Source organism: Microbulbifer sp. 2205BS26-8, from assembly GCF_030731025.1.
In the GTDB taxonomy this organism is placed as follows: domain Bacteria; phylum Pseudomonadota; class Gammaproteobacteria; order Pseudomonadales; family Cellvibrionaceae; genus Microbulbifer; species Microbulbifer spongiae.
The window spans coordinates 1-17,341 of record NZ_JAVAMR010000061.1 but is presented as its reverse complement, the minus strand read 5'-3'; the positions used below and the strand labels follow the sequence as shown (position 1 = coordinate 17,341).

The following is a 17,341-nucleotide window of genomic DNA, read 5'->3' as shown; positions in this document are numbered from 1 at the left end:
TTCGCTGCTGTTCGAAATCCTGATTATTCATGGTTTTGCTCATGGTATTCTCCGATTCAGAGTACGGAGGCATGAGCAGTTACACAATTTAATTTACACTCTCCTGAGCTCTGGCTGATATGTGAATTCAGGGGTCAATTTTTTCCCACGCCATATGCCAATGTATACCTTTACCTGGTTCGTATTGATTGGCGCCAATATTCCATTGTTTGCAATATCCAGAATACGGAAAACTACGGCATTGATATACGTTGCCGTCTTTAGATAAAACTTTAGTTCCAGCCTTGTAGTTTCTTATACCATCAGGGAAGGCATAGTCATAACTATCCTCCAATACTTTGATTTTTAAATAAATAGGATTATGGTCTACAGATTCTTCTTTATCACAATTTATATCTTTACTTCTGTTATCAACTCCAATATCGCACCAGATGTTATCCAGCACTCTAATATCAGATATACTCCAGTTTTTAGGTAAATTCTTTGTTAGTATATAGTCAATACGGCTTATGTTGTAATAGGTATATCCCGGTTTAGTCTCAATATCTGGGTACACTTCACGCCAGACGTCTTTAAATCCGTTATCCCAGAATACTGCCATTTCTCCTCTTTCCGGGTCATTTTCTCCCCAAGGTCTGTCTCTATCAGCATTAAAGTCTCCTGATAGAATCACAGGCTCTGAATTTGTATTATGTAAATTTATTATTTCGTTAATTGCGTGAAAGTCTTCTAAACGTGTGGTGTCGCTAGGCCCCTTCACGAATGCAGCGTGGGCGGACCAAATCCAAACAGGCGTGTTATGTACTTCATATTTAACGCCCAAAACTGTTCTACCATTTATCTCTTTTATTATTTTACTTTTGAGAGTTGGATATTTACTGGCGATACCAATACCATATGATCCAGCCGCTCCATTTCCTTTCCCTGGATATGCATATTTTTCTGCACACCACATGTTCTCGTCGTTGAAGTCGATATCATCTCTCAACAAAGAGTAAAAGCCAAACCCACATCTTTTAACTTCTTGAATTGTCAAAATATCAGGATTTAAATCCAACAACCTCTTCCTTACCTCATAGTAAGGATAATTATTATATTGCCCTAATTCCCAAGCATTCCAGTTAATTAGCGTTATATAGTCTTCGTTATCTTTAAGGCAATTCTCCTGAGCTACAATTTCTATAGAAAGAAGAAGAATAAAGCTACTGTATTTAATCATTAATTGTTTCAAGTTTATAATCCTTAAGTTTCATACTTTAACTAATACAACTGCATAAACATTTTATGCAAAGCTTAGGGTTGCAAAATTTCTTTTAAAGAATGCATCGATGGGTTCAAATAAGCTTTGGAAGCTTTTTGGGGAGGCTAAGGCACTGAGGGATAGCTGCATGTTTTTCATCTTAATATTTGAAAAATTACCTAGAGAATATTGGTTAGGCTAATCTATTTTTTTTTCAAAATAATTACGATTCTATTACAAAGATTGTCAGCCTTTCGGGAACCCTGAGTGGACATTCTCCGGTTCTGTCGCAAAGTTCACCGGTCTTGCAGAGCTTCTGTCGCAAATTTTCCCTATGATTGAAACGTACCTATGGCCCGGACACCAACGACCCAACTTGAATGCCTCAAATAGAGTCTTCACTCACTGCTTGGTAAAATCGCTTACAATTTAAAGTAATTAGAGCGGGCATCAGTAGTAAAGATGCTCGCAAACTGCCAACCAGGCTCAACAGCGAAATCATCGATTCGGGCTCCCTGCCTGCGCCCACCAAGCTGTGCCCTCTAGCCTGGAGGCAATCCCATAACCACCGGACAAGAGGGCACCTTTTGGCTCCAAAAACTACATCGTGGTTGTCGGTTTTACGGCATCTCCACTATCCCGTTGGCCTGCCTCAGCACTCTTGAATTTTACCTTGCGCTCTGTTTGCACTGTCTTTCCAATATCCGGGTTAGTGGATTTTCAGGCAGCTGGCCGGTGTTTTACCCCATTAAAAAAATGGCACTGATTTAATGCTTTAAAGCGCCTCTGTAAGCAATCTGTAACATGTGTGTGTTTACGTATTTTTCAACTCAACGGTTGATTTTTCTGCTTTCCATTCCGAATGATTTACTTGCCTGTCAGCCAGAGCATTTTTCACTTGTATTACTGAAAAATTTTAACCAAAACTTCATATTTCCTAATTACCATCTAAGCTAAGCCGAGCTTCAGTAATCTTTCCGGCATTGGCGGCGTCCGGAGAGAAACGTAGACAAGCCGGGGAATAAGTGCACACAGGTCGAACCTGCGGTTAAAACGATATTGGAACTCCGCCAGGTAGCGCTGTGCATATTTCGGTCGTATCGCATGGTAGGGAGTTACTAGCGGAGCGGAAATAATCAATACATTATGATATCATGGCGCGCATGAAATATGACGCCAGAAAACTTAGCACAGAAGAACAGCATCTCATACGAAAAATAGCCGTGCAGCGGGTGTTTGATGGTGAGTCGGCGGCGGAGGTTACTCGTAGCTTAGGGCTGGGTGGTAGAACCATTTTCTCATGGTTGAAAACTGCACGGGAAAAAGGCATCGACGCTTTGGCTCCCAAAGCAAGGCCTGGGCGCGGCAGAAAGTTGTCACCTATTGAGGAGCAAGAAGTCAAACGATGGGTTATTGGTGGTGATCCGAGGCAATACGGTTTTGACTTTGGGTTGTGGACACGCCAAATCGTGTCAGATCTGATTCGAGAGAAATTTGGTATTGAACTTAGTATAACCAGCGTCGGTGAGCTTCTGTATCGGTTGGGTTTAACTCCACAAAAGCCGTTGCGCAGAGCCTACGAGCGGGATGAAGAGGCAGTTAAAAAGTGGGTGAAGGATGTCTACCCCAAGGTCAAGGAATATGCGAAAAAGACTGGCGCAGAGATATTCTGGCTGGATGAGGCAAGCATCCGGTCTGACGACCCGCTGCAAAGGACGTGGGGAGAAAGAGGGAAGACTCCGATAGTAAAAACCAGCGGACAAAGGCAATCGATTAATGCGATCTCTGCGTTATCAAATAAAGGTGGATTTTGGTACCACATTTACAGTGGAAAATTCACGGCAGATAAGTGTGTGGAGTGCTTCAAAGATTTCCAAAGAAGCCAAAGACGTCCGGTGATCCTCATTGTAGATGGCCACCCAGTACACAAATCGAAGAAAGTTCTTGACTATGTCGAATCACAAGATGGAAGGCTTGAGATCGTATTCTTGCCCCCATATGCGCCAGACCTGAACCCAGATGAACTGGTATGGAACCACATGAGAAACATAGGGACTTCAAAGAAGCCGCTAAAAGAAGGTGAGTCGTTAATGATTCGCGCCGACAAAGATTTGCAGAGCATCAAGAAGAATAAAATGTAGTAGTTCAGACTTAATCTGACAGTTACCGGTTTTTCTGACGGTGCTCTGTCAGGTCAGGTTCAGTTCACGAACTTTTCCATCCAGATCTTTTTGCCATCTTCAAGCGTTTGTACTGGCCTACGGCCACAGCACTTCCTGCCTTGGTGGGTTCGTTCATTATTGTAATAATTGAGCCATTCGTCTAGATCCATCTGCAGATCCTCCAGCGAGCCATAAATCTTGCGTCGTAGTGACGGCTGATAAAACTCCTGCAGAATAGTCTTGTGAAATCGCTCACAGATACCATTCGTTTGTGGATGCCGGGCTTTCGTCTTCGTATGTTCAATCTCATTCACACTTAGATACAGCTGATAATCATGCTGCTCCAGCTTGCCACAGTACTCGGTGCCACGATCAGTCAGGATGCGCAGCACAGGTAGCTCATGCGAAGCGTAGAATGGCAGCACACGGTCATTCAGAAGGTCTGCTGCAGTGATTGGCGTCTTTGTTGTATACAGCTTGCAGTGTGCCACTTTGAGTTATTGTCAATTCTGGTGTTCAACAGGCTTGATCATGCAGCGCTTTGGTCAACGGTTGATACCTCTTCTCCATCCTTGAACTTCACTCCGGTGATGACCTTGGCAAGGTAGTCAAAGCCCCGGAGCTTTCTCCACTTTTCTTCTGCACACATTCCCAGCTTGAACACCATGTGTAGCATTCCTTCTCTCGACAGACAGCCTTTCGAGCGCTTGGTCCGGTGTCGTATTGTCCCGAACGTCGACTCGATCGGGTTCGTTGTCCGGATGCTCTGCCAGTGTTTTGCCGGGAAGTCGTAGAAGCTCATCAGCTCTTCGTGATCCTTTAGCAAACACTCGACAACTTTCGGATATTTGGCTTCGTACGTCTCGATAAACGTGTCGAACACCTTCTCCGCATCGGCCCTTGTCTCAGCTTGCCAAATGTCGTACAGGAAGCGCTTGGCTTTAGGTTGGCCCGCTTTTGGCAACTTGTTGAGAACGTTGGCCGTCTTGTGTACCCAGCAACGCTGCTGGCGCGTCTCTGGATAGGCCTCTTCCATCTCGCCGGTTGAAACGCCCTTCAGGTATGACCACGGCAGCGCCGCCTCCAACGAGCGGGCCTTGCGCACATACGGCGGTACCAGGGCTGAGCGGAAGGTTACCGGCTCTCCATCCTTGCTGCGGGTCTTCGGTACCTTCACCTTTACGGGGCCAATCCCGGTCTGTATGTCGCGCTCAGGCAAGTGGCCATTGCGAACAACGGCAGCACGGTCATCGTCCAGGCGGCGATTCTTAAACCCCTCCATGAAAGTGGACAGCTCGGCCTCTATCGCCTGTTGTAGAAGCTCCCGTGCGCCCCGGCGCAGCAATTCAGTCAGCGGGTCTGCGGTTTCCTGTCGACCTGTAAACTCAACAACGGTATTCTTATTCATAGCGGCGTATTCCTGATTGGTTTCATTGTTTGGCGACAACAAATCAACCAGATACGCTGCTTTCTTTCAAACACTTAAACACCAGATTCGGTTATAACTCACAATCTTTGCAACAGAACCATAAAAACGGAGCAAACCTAGCAAGACTGAAAAACATAAATTTTTGTCTGTTCCTCTTCAGCTTCTGGTTCTTGCTCATTGATATCCTGCAAGTCAAATACCTGAACAATATCATTGAACAAGATCACCGATTCATTAAACGGATAACCAAGCCAATGATGGGTTTTAAGGCGTTTCGTTCAGCTCAGGCCACAATTGATGGTATCGAAACTGCCCATTTGATTCGCAAAGGGCAGCTGAACCAAGAGGGTATCCCGACCTATCAACAATTCATGGCGCTCGCAGAATAATTGCGTCCAGGCCATAGGTGTATTTCTGGTAAACGAGATGTTTGCGACAGAACCTCTGTCAGTGGGTCAGCTAATTCCTGTCGACCTGTAAACTCAACAACGGTATTCTTATCCATAGCGTCGTATTCCTGATTGGTTTCATTGTTTGGCGACAACAAATCAACCAGATACGCTGCTTTTTTCAAACACTTAAACACCAGATTCGGTTATAACTCAAGCTCTATGAACGCCAGCTGATGCCAATGCTTCTGAAGTATACGTGATTTTTAACCGGACACCGTTGATTTCTGCACAACAATAAGATATAACATAAATGCTAGTTAGCTTTCATTAGCCTTTAAGGATATCAAATATAATTTGACCAATAAAAGGAAATTACCATGAAACTAAAAAATTTAATTGGTACAATAACTACACTTTTATTAATTTTGTTTTCTCAACAAGCACTTTCTGAAGATAATATAAACCTGCAATATATGGAAGCAGCCGAAACTCTGCAACGAAGCCCTATTTTAACTAATCACGAATTTTTATATAACCACCTTACCGGTTTCTACTTTTGTTCTCGCCATAGTTTCTTAGTCTGCATTAAGGACGATGTTCTTGGCTGCTTGCCATAGGAACACAATTATATCTACGGCTTTCCCGGGGGACATTAAACGAGAGGAAATTCTTCCCCTTGAAGCCGCAAATGGAGTGCGTAAGTCTTTTATTTTCTGTGTAGGGTTTGCGGGCATGTACCAGTTTGAAAACTGCCAAATCTTGCAGTTTTCCAAAGGTTTTTTGACTATATTCTGTAGCACATGCTTAACAAGAAAACTGGACTAAAGGCAAATTAGTCAGCCTAATTAGTTTATTCACAAGGCATTACCATCATGAATAGAGATACATTGAATAGAGATACATTGATTATAGTCGGGAACAGGTTTAAAGCATTCGCACAGTCTAATTTTCATGTAATTACTGTGAATGAGCTTAAAGATATGGCTCAGCAGGACTTTATTGGCAGTTATGACATACATTTGGGTCAGGGTGTTAGCTCTAGTGAATTTCTCGATATTCAAGAAATAGTAAACCAAAAAAGCAGAAGCTTAAATCTTTTGATTCCTAATGATATTCAGGACCTTGCATGTGATGAAAATCAATCAAGAGTGCATAAGCATAATAAAGATAACATCATGATTTCTGCTCCAGTTCGTAAAAATGAGAATAATTACTGTAGCAAATTCTATATTCAAGATGGTTCGGCTGAACTAAGCGACCACATGACAGGACAGCATATACAAGGAATGGCTTTAATTGAAGCAGCTAGGCAAATGATGCTGTCAGTAAGTGAAGAGTTTCTGCTAGACGACAAATACAAATATAAATCTTACTTTGTACTAAATGAGATACACGTAGCATTTAAACAATTTGTATTTCCAGTTGAATGCCAGCTCGACTACGAGATATGCGACTACTCTAAAAATAAAAATGGAACCATTAAAGGAACAGGCATATCACGGTTTCATCAGAATGGCCAGCTGGTTACGCAGATATCAATTCAATTTACGGCATACCAAGAAACATTTATCCAACATAGGGAGTCGGAATTGGCGCGTGTGGCAATAGAAAATCAAGTTAATACGCTACGCGAAGCTGGGCCTTCAATAGCAGAGAATCGTAAATTCAATGCTTAGTCAAACAATCGCTTTTTTTGATGTCGATGAAACCATTATCCAAGATAAAAGCATGTTTAGCTTTCTTTTCGAATTCTACAAATTAAATTTTGAAGATGACCATTTAGAAAGGTATACATCTAAAATCGAAGAAGTTAAGACCCTATTTCAAAAAGGTGTTAAGCGCGATGTAATAAACGAACTGTATTACCAGAGCTATGCGGGAGAAGATTATTTTAACCTTTTTGAATTGGGAAAATATTGGTTTGAGAAAATGTCTAGAAATGAAGGCTTTTTTATTAAGCCAGTTATAGAAGCATTAAATCAGCACTTAGAAAAAGGTCATAAAGTTGTACTTGTGTCCGGTTCATTTCGTCCTTGCTTGGAACCGATAGCCAATTACCTTGGTGTGGATGACATACTTTGTACCGAGTTGGAAACACTTGATGGAAAAGTAACCGGGCAATTAAAACTTAGATCTATTGGCCAATACAAAAAAGATCGTGTTAAAAAATTTCTTAGTCAGTTTGAAGATTACGATCTTGCTAGTTATGCATACGGTGATCATATATCAGACCTTGATTTTATGGAAATCTGTCAAAATCCTGTGGCTGTAGAAGGTTGTGACAGTTTAATGAAAGTTGCTCGTAAAAAGCACTGGAAAGTTATAGAAGTACATTAACTTCATAGGAAATACATATGAAAAGCATATATCTTGGAAATACTAATATCCAGATTTCTCGGCAAGGATTGGGTTGCATGGGAATGTCTGAATTCTACGGTGCTACAAACGATGAAAATTCAATATCTGTAATTCACAAGGCTATAGAGAAAGGTGTCAATTTCTTTGATACTGCTGATATGTATGGCTATGGAGAAAACGAAATCCTGCTTGGTAGAGCAATTACAGATGTTGAGTTTCGAGAATCATTAGTAATTTCGACAAAGTGTGGTATTTACCGTGATAGAATTAATCCAAAAATGCGTACATGGAACAATACACCTGAATATATTGAAAAGTGTTGTTCTGAAAGCTTGGACCGTCTCAATACATACATCGACCTTTATTATATTCATCGGGTGGTTGAGGATAAACAATCAATACGCTTAGCAATGAAAAAAATGGCCGAGTTAATTGATAAACAAAAAATACGATCTTTAGGGCTGTCCGAAATCAGCGCAGAGTACTTGGTGATGGCTCATGATTATCTGCTGGAGTTTACGAAGGGTGAGCATGGCATTAGTGCATTGCAAACAGAATACTCGCTTATGACGCGAGATGTTGAAAAAAACGATGTGTTTAAGACATGTTCTAATCTTGGGATTACCTTCGTAGCATATAGTCCAATTTGTCGAGGACTGCTTAGTGGATTAATTCGAAATAAAAATCAGTTTGAAGACAATGATTTTAGGAAAAACCTACCAAGATTTAGTAATGATAATCTTCCTACTAACTTACAGCTAGTGGAAGAAATGGAGAAGTTGGCTAACAAAAAACAATGCACGTTAGCTCAGTTATCATTAGCTTGGGTTCACGAGACCGGCGCTGTTCCAATACCAGGTACAAAGCAATTGAAATATTTGAGCGAAAATATTTCAGCTGAAAGTATTAAATTAACCAAAAAAGAATTCAATTTGTTGTCAGACCTTAGCTCAAAATACCAAGCAAAAGGTGATCGTTACTAATTAATATCGGAGGATATATGGAAAGCAAATTAGTTGTATGTAATGAGATTATTGTTGATCCAGCTCGATCTGAAGTTGCATGGGATGCATGGAAACACCAGAAATATGAAGTTGGCACTAAGAAAATTAAACGTGTTGCCTATCGTTGTGAGGATGAGCCAGCTAGATTTTTAGAATTAATTTCCATTGATGATATATCTGAACTTAGTGAGATAATTAAACTTAAGGATCAATTGCCAGATTTTTTTTATAGCTATTTAAAAAGCGATTGGCATCAGCAAGTAGTTGAACTATTAGATGTTGTTCGACCGACAGGAGAGCTTTTGCCTACGGACAAAAAGTTACAGCTAAGATATATAGAAGTACCTCTTAGTGTATTTGATGAATATAGAGAATGGCGCGAAAACACAATATATGATGTTGTTAAAAATTCAGATAGTATAAACGGTTTCCTAGCATACCAATCCGTGTTTAGCACCAAGCCTGGTGTTCTTTTTATGTCTACCTTTGAAGGTAATACGAAAGATTATATGAAACAAAACTTTCTAACAGAAAGATACCAAGGCATAGTGAAGGAAGCTGGTGACCGTTACATTGTGGGAGGTAAAGACGGGCTATTTGCCAGAGTATATGCTCGTTGTTAATTGAAACTATACCTTCTTCAATGATAAACATGTTAAAAGGCTTTATTTCAACTACTTCATCTTTGGGTTAAATATGGCGGATAATAAAAATTATTTTTCTTCTGTCAGAAAAATGTGGTTTGCTATTAGCATATTATCTATATCCACATTTACGATAGTAACAGCAGAACTTGCACCAATCGGTCTACTAACGCCTATGGCAGAGGGTCTAGGGCAGTCCGAATCAATGATTGGTGTTACAGTAAGTGTTTATGCATGGATTGGTGCATTTTGTGCTTTATTGAGCTCCGTTCTTTTGGGTGGTCTACCTAGAAAGCGCTTACTTATTTTCTTAATGTCGTTATTGCTAATATCAAATATTGTTTGTGCGACATCAGAAACCTACAGCACGTTGGTTGTTGCTAGAATTATTGGTGCTATTGCACACGGAGCCTTTTGGGCAATGATTGGTGCGTTTACTATGTCATTGGTGCCAGAAGATAAAATCGGTTTAGCAACCTCAATCGTGTTTGGTGGTGTTTCTGCTGCTAGTGTTTTTGGTGTTCCTATTGTAAGTACTATGGCTCAGTTTTTAACATGGCAGTCTTCTTTTCTTCTAATAGCACTTCTCTGCTTAATTGCTTTACTTGGAATTTTAGCCATTATTCCAACTGTGCCCACATCTGGATTGATTGGAATTAAAGCACTTAAAAGTATTATTCAAAATAAAAATTTTCTAATGATATATTTTGTGACATTTATTGGTATCACTGCGCACTTCTGCGGCTTTACTTATATTGAACCATTTCTTTCGTCTGAAATTAACGTGGGATCAAATTGGATTCCAATCGCGCTATTTGCATTTGGTGTCGCAGGCATAATAGGCAATTTTATAACAGGTATTCTGATTGATAAATATCGAAACTTGGTACTGCTTGGTTCATTTACGCTTTCTTCGGTATCTTTACTATTTTTAGGAAGTTTTGAAAAGTCTTTACCTATCGAGCTAGTACTATGCTTCGTTGTTTTGTGGGGTATAACCACATCCGGAATCTTTATTGGATTGCAAACATGGGTACTAACGACAGCAAAACAAGATGCGTTTCCTGCTTCTGCTATTTATGTCGGTATATTTAATGCTGCTATTGGATCGGGTGCTTTTTTTGGAGCCTGGATAGTCTCAAAATTCTCACTGTCTCTACTGATGACGGTAGCGGGTATCTGTATATTTATTACAGTTCCTGTCATTGGTTTGTATACCCGAAAGTTGAATGTTAATAATTTGTCAGCGTCAGAAGGAAATGCTATATGAATGAACACTCTCTCACCGACCAAGGTAGAAAGATCATGGATCAGCTTGAACAAGGACTGGCAGATAGAGTAACTCATAACCTATCTCAACTTGATAAAGGGCTTTCAGAACTAATTACAGACTATGCATTTGGTAAAGTACTAGCTCGTCCGGGATTAGATTTGAAAACTCGAGAGATGCTCACGGTTGCTTCATTGATCAGTCTGGGTACGGCTATGCCCCAGCTTGAATTGCATATGCGTGCTGCATTAAATGTGGGAGTAACAAAGGATGAATTGATAGAAATTGTTATACAGATGGCGATTTATGTTGGTGTTCCAGCTTGTATGAATGCAATAACTGTTTATAAGCAAGTTATTTTACAGTGGGAAAGTCAGTAAATCTTATTTGAGCTTTAAGCTATGACATATTACTTTGAATTAGAGTTAACAACTCAGGGGCCCTTATACCCACCCAGTGAAATCATGAACAAAAATAAAGAATTTGTCGTGATTGGCTATATCAATGAACAAGTAGAAGGCCAGACTATTCCGAAGTGGGGGGCTGCGATTGTTTCTCAAAAAACAGAGTTACCTCCTTTTGGAGAAATTCAGCCATACCATATTGAGCGATATTTAGATTTTAGTGCTGGTAGTTCAGATTTAGAGATGGAATTATATACTCTTCCTTTGCCTTTACCAGTTAACAACTATCCAATGTTGTTCGCACCTGAGCAAGCACCTTCTGCACATCATGTGATACGGGATAGCTTGCCATTAAATATGGCTGTTCCAGATTATATTGAAGAACATTCAAGGCAATACGATACACCAATCACGTTGGCCCAATGGATTCAGGCCAAAGGTAATTTATCTATTAAAGTAATGCCAAATCAAGATGCATGGTTCGAAGCATCTTTTGAAGGATTAATACCAAACAGTCTTTATACAGTGATGGCGTTAAGAGAGCAGGATCTAAACCCATCTAGTCCAACGAGACCTGGGCCATTAGGTGTTCCGAATGCATTTATTACGGATGATAAAGGTTGCGCAGAATACAAAAGATTAATGAAAACTCCCTTTTGCCGAACAACCGGCAAAAAAAATAAGATAATAAATATCGTAATTCTTTTCATGAGTAGTCAAAGTTGTCATGGCGGTGCAATTGGTATTCATGGATTAGGTGGCGATATTCACGCACAGTTAAAGCTAAAAAATCATCTGGAATTGAAAAGCGGAGACAGTAATGCCGATTATTAAATTAACAACTTGGAAGTCAGAGAATATCGAAAAGAAACAATCTCTACTTAAGAAACTAACTCACACATTGCATGAAGAAACCGGTGTGCCTTTAGACAAAATATCCGTGTATATGGAAGAAGTAGAGCCTAGTCTATGGGCTGATGCAGGTGTAACAGGGGATGATACAGAGTTCCAATCTAAGAGCCGAAGAAAGGCATATGATGGATAACTAGAAGGTTCTGTTGCAAAGATTGTACTCTCCTTGCTTCTCTAGTAAAAAGACACCCTATTTTCCTAATCTTGGCTTTGAGTGCTTGAATTTTGATCAATTTTAAAGGTGCCCACTACCCAAAAGATGTGATCCTGTACGCAGTCTTTTTTTACGTGCGCTATTCGGTTTCTTACCGAGACCTTGAAGAGATCATGCAGGAACGCGGCGTCACCGTTGATCACGCCACACTCAATCGCTGGGTTGTCCGCTACTCTCCGCTGATTGCAGAACAGGCGCAAAAACAAAAGCGTAGCGTAGCTACTTCGTGGAGAATGGATGAGACCTACATCAAAGTCAAAGGTAAGTGGGTCTACTTGTATCGAGCCATTGATAAACACGGCAATACCATTGAGTTTATGTTGTCTGAAGCTCGAGATGAGCAGGCTGCTACGGCCTTTTTTGATAGAGCTATCGGCAATAATGGCTTGCCTGAAAAAGTAGTCATGGATAAAAGCGGAGCAAACCTAGCAGGACTGAAAAACATAAATTTTTGCCTGTTCCTCTTCAGCTTCTGGTTCTTGCTCATTGATATCCTGCAAGTCAAATACCTGAACAATATCATTGAACAAGATCACCGATTCATTAAACGGATAACCAAGCCAATGATGGGTTTCAAGGCGTTTCATTCAGCTCAGGCCACAATTGATGGTATCGAAACTGCCCATTTGATTCGCAAAGGGCAGCTGAACCAAGAGGGTACCCCCACCTATCAACAATTCATGGCGCTCGCAGGATAATTGCGTCCAGGCCATAGGTGTATTTCTGGCAAACGAGAAGTTTGCGACAGAGCCGAAATGAGGGGATGGGGAAGTCCGAGACAGTTCGCAAGAACCTGCAACCGTACGCAGGAGCCAGCAATAAAAACGGATATGGCGTTCCACGGTGAAGGTGTTGGGGGTGTAATCCAGCTTTTCGCTGATGTCTTCGCCGATGCGCTGGAGTTGGCAACCACAGTCGCACCGGGTGCACTCGGGCTCGTGTTCGATGACCTTGCGCGGTAGCTCCGGCGGCAGCGACGACCGTTTGGGTTGGCGCTTCACCGCCTGGTGTGTGGGCTCAGATGGTCGAGCGAGTGCCGCCTCTACAGCGGCGATATCTGCATCCACCAGTTCGTCCAGCAAGCTGGCCTGATGAACGTTCAGTACTTCACTGCTTTTGCCGAAGTGGTGCCGCTTGAGGATGGCCAGCTCGTGTTTGAGCTTGTCGTTCAGCAGTTGTTGGTTGTGAAGCCGCTTCTCTTTTTCCGCCGACTCAGTCAGCAACTGCGCCGCAAGCTGGCGCAGTTGGTTGGCATTGAGATTGTTGAGATCCGGCGGTGTCGTCATGGAGGCTATGCTGCCAGACTCTACCGCCGGTCGTGATTACCAGATGGGACTTTCACACTGGCGTGTTGGCCAACGCGGTAGGTTAGAGCATGACAATGCGGTTATCGCGGCCGACCTGATGTCACGGCAGCCCAATGACCAGTGCCTGTAACTGCTCTGATGTAAGGATGACACGTTCACCCTGTCATGGCTTGCCCCAGATAAAGCTCCCCTGGTGCAGGCAGAGGTATAGAGACAAACTTCTGCTCCGTGCGCTTCTGTTTACTCACTGCCTCTCGCCGCCATTTATGGATCAAGTTGGCATTCACGAAGACCCCATTGCTGAGAATACTCCCCTGAATGGCAACGAGGCTGGTGCTGCCCACCGCCACCACCTCGCCCAGGCTATCCACGGTGGCAATTGCGGTGTCGCCACTGAACCAGTTCACGTTGTCGGTGATATCGGCGGTGCTGCCATCGCTGAAAATACCTTGGGCCGTGAGCTGCTGGCTGTTGCCCGCAGGCAGGTTCACCACCGCCGGCGTCACCTGGATACTGGTCAATACGGTGGTCACGGTCACCGGGACCGTATTGCTGACAATGCCGTCCCGGTTGGCGGAGACACTGGTGCTGCCCACTGCCACCGTCACCACCTCGCCCAGGCTATCCACGGTGGCAATTGCGGTGTCGCCACTGAACCAGTTCACGTTGTCGGTGATATCGGCGGTGCTGCCATCGCTGAAACTACCCTGGGCCGTGAGCTGCTGGCTGTTGCCCGCAGGCAGGTTCACCACCGCCGGCGTCACCTGGATACTGGTCAATACCGCATTGGTTACGGTGACCGGAAATATACTGCTAAGGCCGTCCCGGCTGGCGGAGACACTGGCGCTGCCCACTGCCACCGCCATCAGCTCGCCCAGGCTATCCACCGTGGCAATTGTGGCAATTGCGGTGTTGTCACTGAACCAGTTCACGCTGGTGGTAATATCGAGGGTGCTGCCATCGCTGAAACCGCCCAGGACCGTGAACTGATTGCTGTAGCCCGCAGGCAGGCTCACCGCTAACGGGGTATCGATACGGATCAATACCGCATTGTTTACGGTGACCGAAAGCATATTGCTGACAATGCCGTCCCGGTTGGCGGTGAGGCTGGTGCTGCCCGCCGCCCACGCCATCACCACGCCCAGGCTATCCACCGTGGCAATTGAGGCGTCGTTACTGATCCAGGTCACGTTGGTGGTAATGTCGAGGGTGCTGCCATCGCTGAAATCGCCCAGGACCCTGATCTGTTGGCTGTAGCCCGCAGGCAGGTCCAACACTGGCAGGGTCCGGATAGCGGTCAATACCGCATTGGTCACGGTGACCGAAACCATATTGCTGACAATGCCGTCCCGGTTGGCGGAGACACTGGTGCTGCCCGCCGCCACCGTCACCAACTCGCCCAGGCTATCCACGGTGGCAATTGCGGTGTTGTCACTGATCCAGGTCACGCTGGTGGTAATGTCGCGGGTGCTGCCATCGCTGAAATTGCCCAGGGCCGTGAGCTGTTGGCTGTAGCCCGCGGGCAGGTTCACCACCGCCGGCGTCACCTGGATACTGGTCAATACCGCATTGGTCACGGTCACCGAAACCATATTGCTGTCAATGCCGTCCCGGTTGGCGGAGACACTGGTGCTGCCCACCGCCACCGCCATCAGCTCGCCCAGGCTATCCACGGTGGCAATTGCGGTGTTGTCACTGAGCCAGGTCACGCTGGTGGTAATGTCGCGGGTGCTGCCATCGCTGAAAATACCCAGGGCCGTGAGCTGCTGGCTGTAGCCCGCGGGCAGGTTCACCACCGCCGGCGTCACCTGGATACTGGTCAATACCGCATTGGTCACGGTCACCGAAACCATATTGCTGTCAATGCCGTCCCGGTTGGCGGAGACAATGGTGCCGCCCGCCGCCACCGCCATCACCTCGCCCAGGCTATCCACCGTGGCAATTGCGGTGTTGTCGCTATCCCAGTTCACGCTGGTGGTAATGTCGAGGGTGCTGCCATCGCTGAAATTGCCCTGGGCCGTGAGCTGTTGGCTGTAGCCCGCGGGCAGGTTCACCACCGCCGGCGTCACCTGGATACTGGTCAATACGGCATTGGTTACGGTCACCGAAACCGTATTGCTGACAATGCCGCCCTGGCTGGCGGAGACAATGGTGCTGCCCACCGCCACCGCCATCAGCTCGCCCAGGCTATCCACGGTGGCAATTGCGGTGTTGTCACTGAACCAGGTCACACTGTTGGTGATATCGGCGGTGCTGCCATCGCTGAAAAACCCCAGGGCCGTGAGCTGTTGGCTGTAGCCCGTGGGTAGTCTCACCACCGCCGGCGTCACCTGGATACTGGTCAATGCGGCGGTCACGGTCACCGAAACCGTATTGCTGACAATGCCGTCCTGGCTGGCGGAGACACTGGTGCTGCCCACCGCCACCGCCATCACCTCGCCCAGGCTATCCACGGTGGCAATTGCGGTGTTGTCACTGAACCAGGTCACACTGTTGGTGATATCGGTGGTGCTGCCATCGCTGAAAATACCCAGGGCAGTGAGCTGCTGGCTGTTGCCCATGGGCAGGCTCACCACCGCCGGCGTCACTTGAATACTGGTGAGCACAGCACCGCTCACAGTGATCGGCGCTCGGTTGCTGACAATACCAGCGAAGCTGGCGAAGATACGGGTACTACCCGGGGCTACGGCCGTGGCCACACCGCTGCCACTGACGGTGGCCACCGAGCTATCTTCACTTTGCCAATTCACGCTGTTGGTAATATTGGAGGTGGTGCCATTGCTGTAATTGGCCCGGGCGGTATATTGCTGTGTCTCACCCGGCGCCAGGGACAGATTGCCTGCGGGAAATATTGAGATGGATACCAGTCTGGGGATCTGATTGTTATTATTATTACTATCGGAGTCGCAGCCAGCCAGAACGGCACTGAGCAAAATAATCCAAAAGAGTCTTAAAGTCATTTTCCTGAACTCCATTGCGATAATTTAAAAAATTAAAGTGCTAAGCCACGGCTTGGTCCGCGTGTTACAAGTTTTTATTGAACCAATACGCCAATCATGGCGCAGATGGATTGATTGTGAGGCCTGCCGGTGCTGTGAATGACAATGCCTTAATAATCACTATTTTTTGATCAACGGTTTCGGTAAAAATAGAAGCAAAAATACGAAAGGAGTGCTTTCACCAAGTGTATAAGAAATTAGAAGTTGCACAACTCGGATTCAACCCGGCAATACGGCACCAGCCTATCACGCATGCTACTGACCGCGCGGTAAAAGACCTCCCGCTATACGCAGCGACTCCGTAGGGGACAATTTCAAGACGGCACTGATTTGAGGTGGTGAATGGAGGCCAGACAATCGGTATCCTGCAAGTCCTTCACCTCAACCAATTCACCAAACAAACCCCTTGATTAGTCCATTGCTAACTCATTGGTTTTTAAAGGTCTGCCTGCTCTCTGGTTATGGACTTCGGCATTCAGGGCCCCAGATAGCCGCAGAGAATATCTGCCCGGAGAGAGCCTATTTGACTGGAAGGTGGTGGAAATGTGGTATTGAGGAAGTCTGAGGCAGTTCGCAAGGACCTGCAACAGTACGCAAGAGCCAGCAATAAAAAAGGCCAACTGAGAACAGTTGACCTTCTGTGACTGGTGGTGGAAGGGGGTGTGGGTTCAGTTCCCTATATCTCAACCGGTGAAGTCCGAAACCAGCGACTGTGGGCGATTGCGGGTTTAAGCCAAATCACTCATCAGATAGGAGGTAACCATGGGCATCTGCGGTCCAATAGGTAGGATGTGAGTGTTTACCAACATCAAGTTTGGCTATTGACGTCAAGAAGTAGACAGTTTGTTCAGGTGACAGAACTGTGTGGTCACTCATACGCAAGAGAGCTTGCCTCTGGGCCTCCTTCTCAAACTCCCTGGAGAGGCGCATATGTTGTGGCAATCATCTGGATCTGCGGGGGTTTTTGTTCTAGCCCGCATTTTGCGCGAGTTCAGATACAAGAACG

At 44.9% G+C, this 17,341-nt stretch carries 15 protein-coding genes and 3 pseudogenes; 12 read left to right on the top strand and 6 right to left on the bottom strand.

Annotation, left to right across the window (positions count from 1 at the left end; genetic code table 11):
* Positions 1-127: 127 nt before the first annotated feature.
* Together Q5Y71_RS15105 and Q5Y71_RS15100 are read right to left on the bottom strand one after the other, a co-directional pair.
* Positions 128-1,231: an endonuclease/exonuclease/phosphatase family protein gene (locus Q5Y71_RS15105; protein ID WP_306042938.1), complete on the bottom strand. Its 1,104-nt coding sequence runs from the start codon at positions 1,229-1,231 to the stop codon at positions 128-130.
* Between the two features lie 957 nt (positions 1,232-2,188).
* A pseudogene (locus Q5Y71_RS15100) lies at positions 2,189-2,350 on the bottom strand (IS1595 family transposase); the annotation flags it as partial.
* Positions 2,351-2,403: 53 nt separating this feature from the next.
* On the opposite strand from Q5Y71_RS15100, the gene Q5Y71_RS15095 reads away from it, so the two are divergent.
* Complete coding sequence (locus tag Q5Y71_RS15095) at positions 2,404-3,381, top strand: IS630 family transposase (RefSeq protein ID WP_306042937.1); 978 nt, start codon at positions 2,404-2,406, stop codon at positions 3,379-3,381.
* A gap of 59 nt (positions 3,382-3,440) precedes the next feature.
* On the opposite strand, the pseudogene Q5Y71_RS15090 reads toward Q5Y71_RS15095, so the two are convergent.
* Together Q5Y71_RS15090 and Q5Y71_RS15085 are read right to left on the bottom strand one after the other, a co-directional pair.
* Positions 3,441-3,896 (bottom strand): annotated as a pseudogene (locus tag Q5Y71_RS15090) (integrase core domain-containing protein); the annotation flags it as partial.
* A 35-nt stretch (positions 3,897-3,931) separates the two neighbouring features.
* Entirely contained in the window at positions 3,932-4,810 is an 879-nt protein-coding gene (locus tag Q5Y71_RS15085; protein ID WP_306042936.1) for a transposase, read from the bottom strand.
* Between the two features lie 122 nt (positions 4,811-4,932).
* On the opposite strand from Q5Y71_RS15085, the pseudogene Q5Y71_RS15080 reads away from it, so the two are divergent.
* The 11 genes and pseudogenes from Q5Y71_RS15080 to Q5Y71_RS15030 all read left to right on the top strand — a co-directional run.
* Positions 4,933-5,220, top strand: a pseudogene (locus tag Q5Y71_RS15080) (DDE-type integrase/transposase/recombinase); the annotation flags it as partial.
* 380 nt (positions 5,221-5,600) lie between these two features.
* The gene (locus Q5Y71_RS15075) at positions 5,601-5,840 is read left to right on the top strand and encodes a hypothetical protein (RefSeq protein WP_306042934.1); all 240 of its coding nucleotides are present in this window, start codon (positions 5,601-5,603) and stop codon (positions 5,838-5,840) included.
* A gap of 255 nt (positions 5,841-6,095) precedes the next feature.
* Complete coding sequence (locus Q5Y71_RS15070; RefSeq protein WP_306042933.1) at positions 6,096-6,899, top strand: AfsA-related hotdog domain-containing protein; 804 nt, start codon at positions 6,096-6,098, stop codon at positions 6,897-6,899.
* A complete protein-coding gene (locus Q5Y71_RS15065; protein ID WP_306042932.1) occupies positions 6,892-7,560 on the top strand; it encodes an HAD family phosphatase in 669 nt (222 codons plus the stop codon). Before Q5Y71_RS15070 ends, Q5Y71_RS15065 begins: the two co-directional genes overlap by 8 nt.
* A 17-nt stretch (positions 7,561-7,577) precedes the next feature.
* A complete protein-coding gene (locus Q5Y71_RS15060) occupies positions 7,578-8,564 on the top strand; it encodes an aldo/keto reductase (protein ID WP_306042931.1) in 987 nt (328 codons plus the stop codon).
* A gap of 17 nt (positions 8,565-8,581) precedes the next feature.
* Positions 8,582-9,208 carry a hypothetical protein gene (locus tag Q5Y71_RS15055; protein WP_306042930.1) on the top strand — a complete coding sequence of 209 codons (627 nt, stop codon included), beginning with the start codon at positions 8,582-8,584 and terminating at the stop codon, positions 9,206-9,208.
* A 73-nt stretch (positions 9,209-9,281) separates the two neighbouring features.
* Entirely contained in the window at positions 9,282-10,499 is a 1,218-nt protein-coding gene (locus Q5Y71_RS15050) for an MFS transporter (protein WP_306042929.1), read from the top strand.
* Complete coding sequence (locus Q5Y71_RS15045; protein ID WP_306042928.1) at positions 10,496-10,879, top strand: carboxymuconolactone decarboxylase family protein; 384 nt, start codon at positions 10,496-10,498, stop codon at positions 10,877-10,879. The genes Q5Y71_RS15050 and Q5Y71_RS15045 overlap by 4 nt, the downstream gene beginning before the upstream one ends.
* A gap of 84 nt (positions 10,880-10,963) precedes the next feature.
* Positions 10,964-11,737 (top strand): hypothetical protein, encoded by a 774-nt coding sequence (locus tag Q5Y71_RS15040; protein WP_306042926.1) that lies wholly within the window; start codon positions 10,964-10,966, stop codon positions 11,735-11,737.
* Positions 11,724-11,948, top strand: coding sequence for a tautomerase family protein (locus Q5Y71_RS15035; protein WP_306042925.1), 225 nt, complete (start codon positions 11,724-11,726; stop codon positions 11,946-11,948). The genes Q5Y71_RS15040 and Q5Y71_RS15035 overlap by 14 nt, the downstream gene beginning before the upstream one ends.
* An 89-nt stretch (positions 11,949-12,037) precedes the next feature.
* The gene (locus Q5Y71_RS15030) at positions 12,038-12,727 is read left to right on the top strand and encodes an IS6 family transposase (protein ID WP_306042939.1); all 690 of its coding nucleotides are present in this window, start codon (positions 12,038-12,040) and stop codon (positions 12,725-12,727) included.
* Here Q5Y71_RS15030 and Q5Y71_RS15025 read toward each other — a convergent pair.
* Together Q5Y71_RS15025 and Q5Y71_RS15020 are read right to left on the bottom strand one after the other, a co-directional pair.
* Positions 12,617-13,315, bottom strand: coding sequence for an IS66 family transposase zinc-finger binding domain-containing protein (locus tag Q5Y71_RS15025; RefSeq protein ID WP_306042924.1), 699 nt, complete (start codon positions 13,313-13,315; stop codon positions 12,617-12,619). The genes Q5Y71_RS15030 and Q5Y71_RS15025 overlap by 111 nt on opposite strands.
* A 176-nt stretch (positions 13,316-13,491) precedes the next feature.
* Positions 13,492-16,296 carry an S-layer family protein gene (locus Q5Y71_RS15020; RefSeq protein WP_306042923.1) on the bottom strand — a complete coding sequence of 935 codons (2,805 nt, stop codon included), beginning with the start codon at positions 16,294-16,296 and terminating at the stop codon, positions 13,492-13,494.
* Between the last annotated feature and the right edge of the window lie 1,045 nt (positions 16,297-17,341).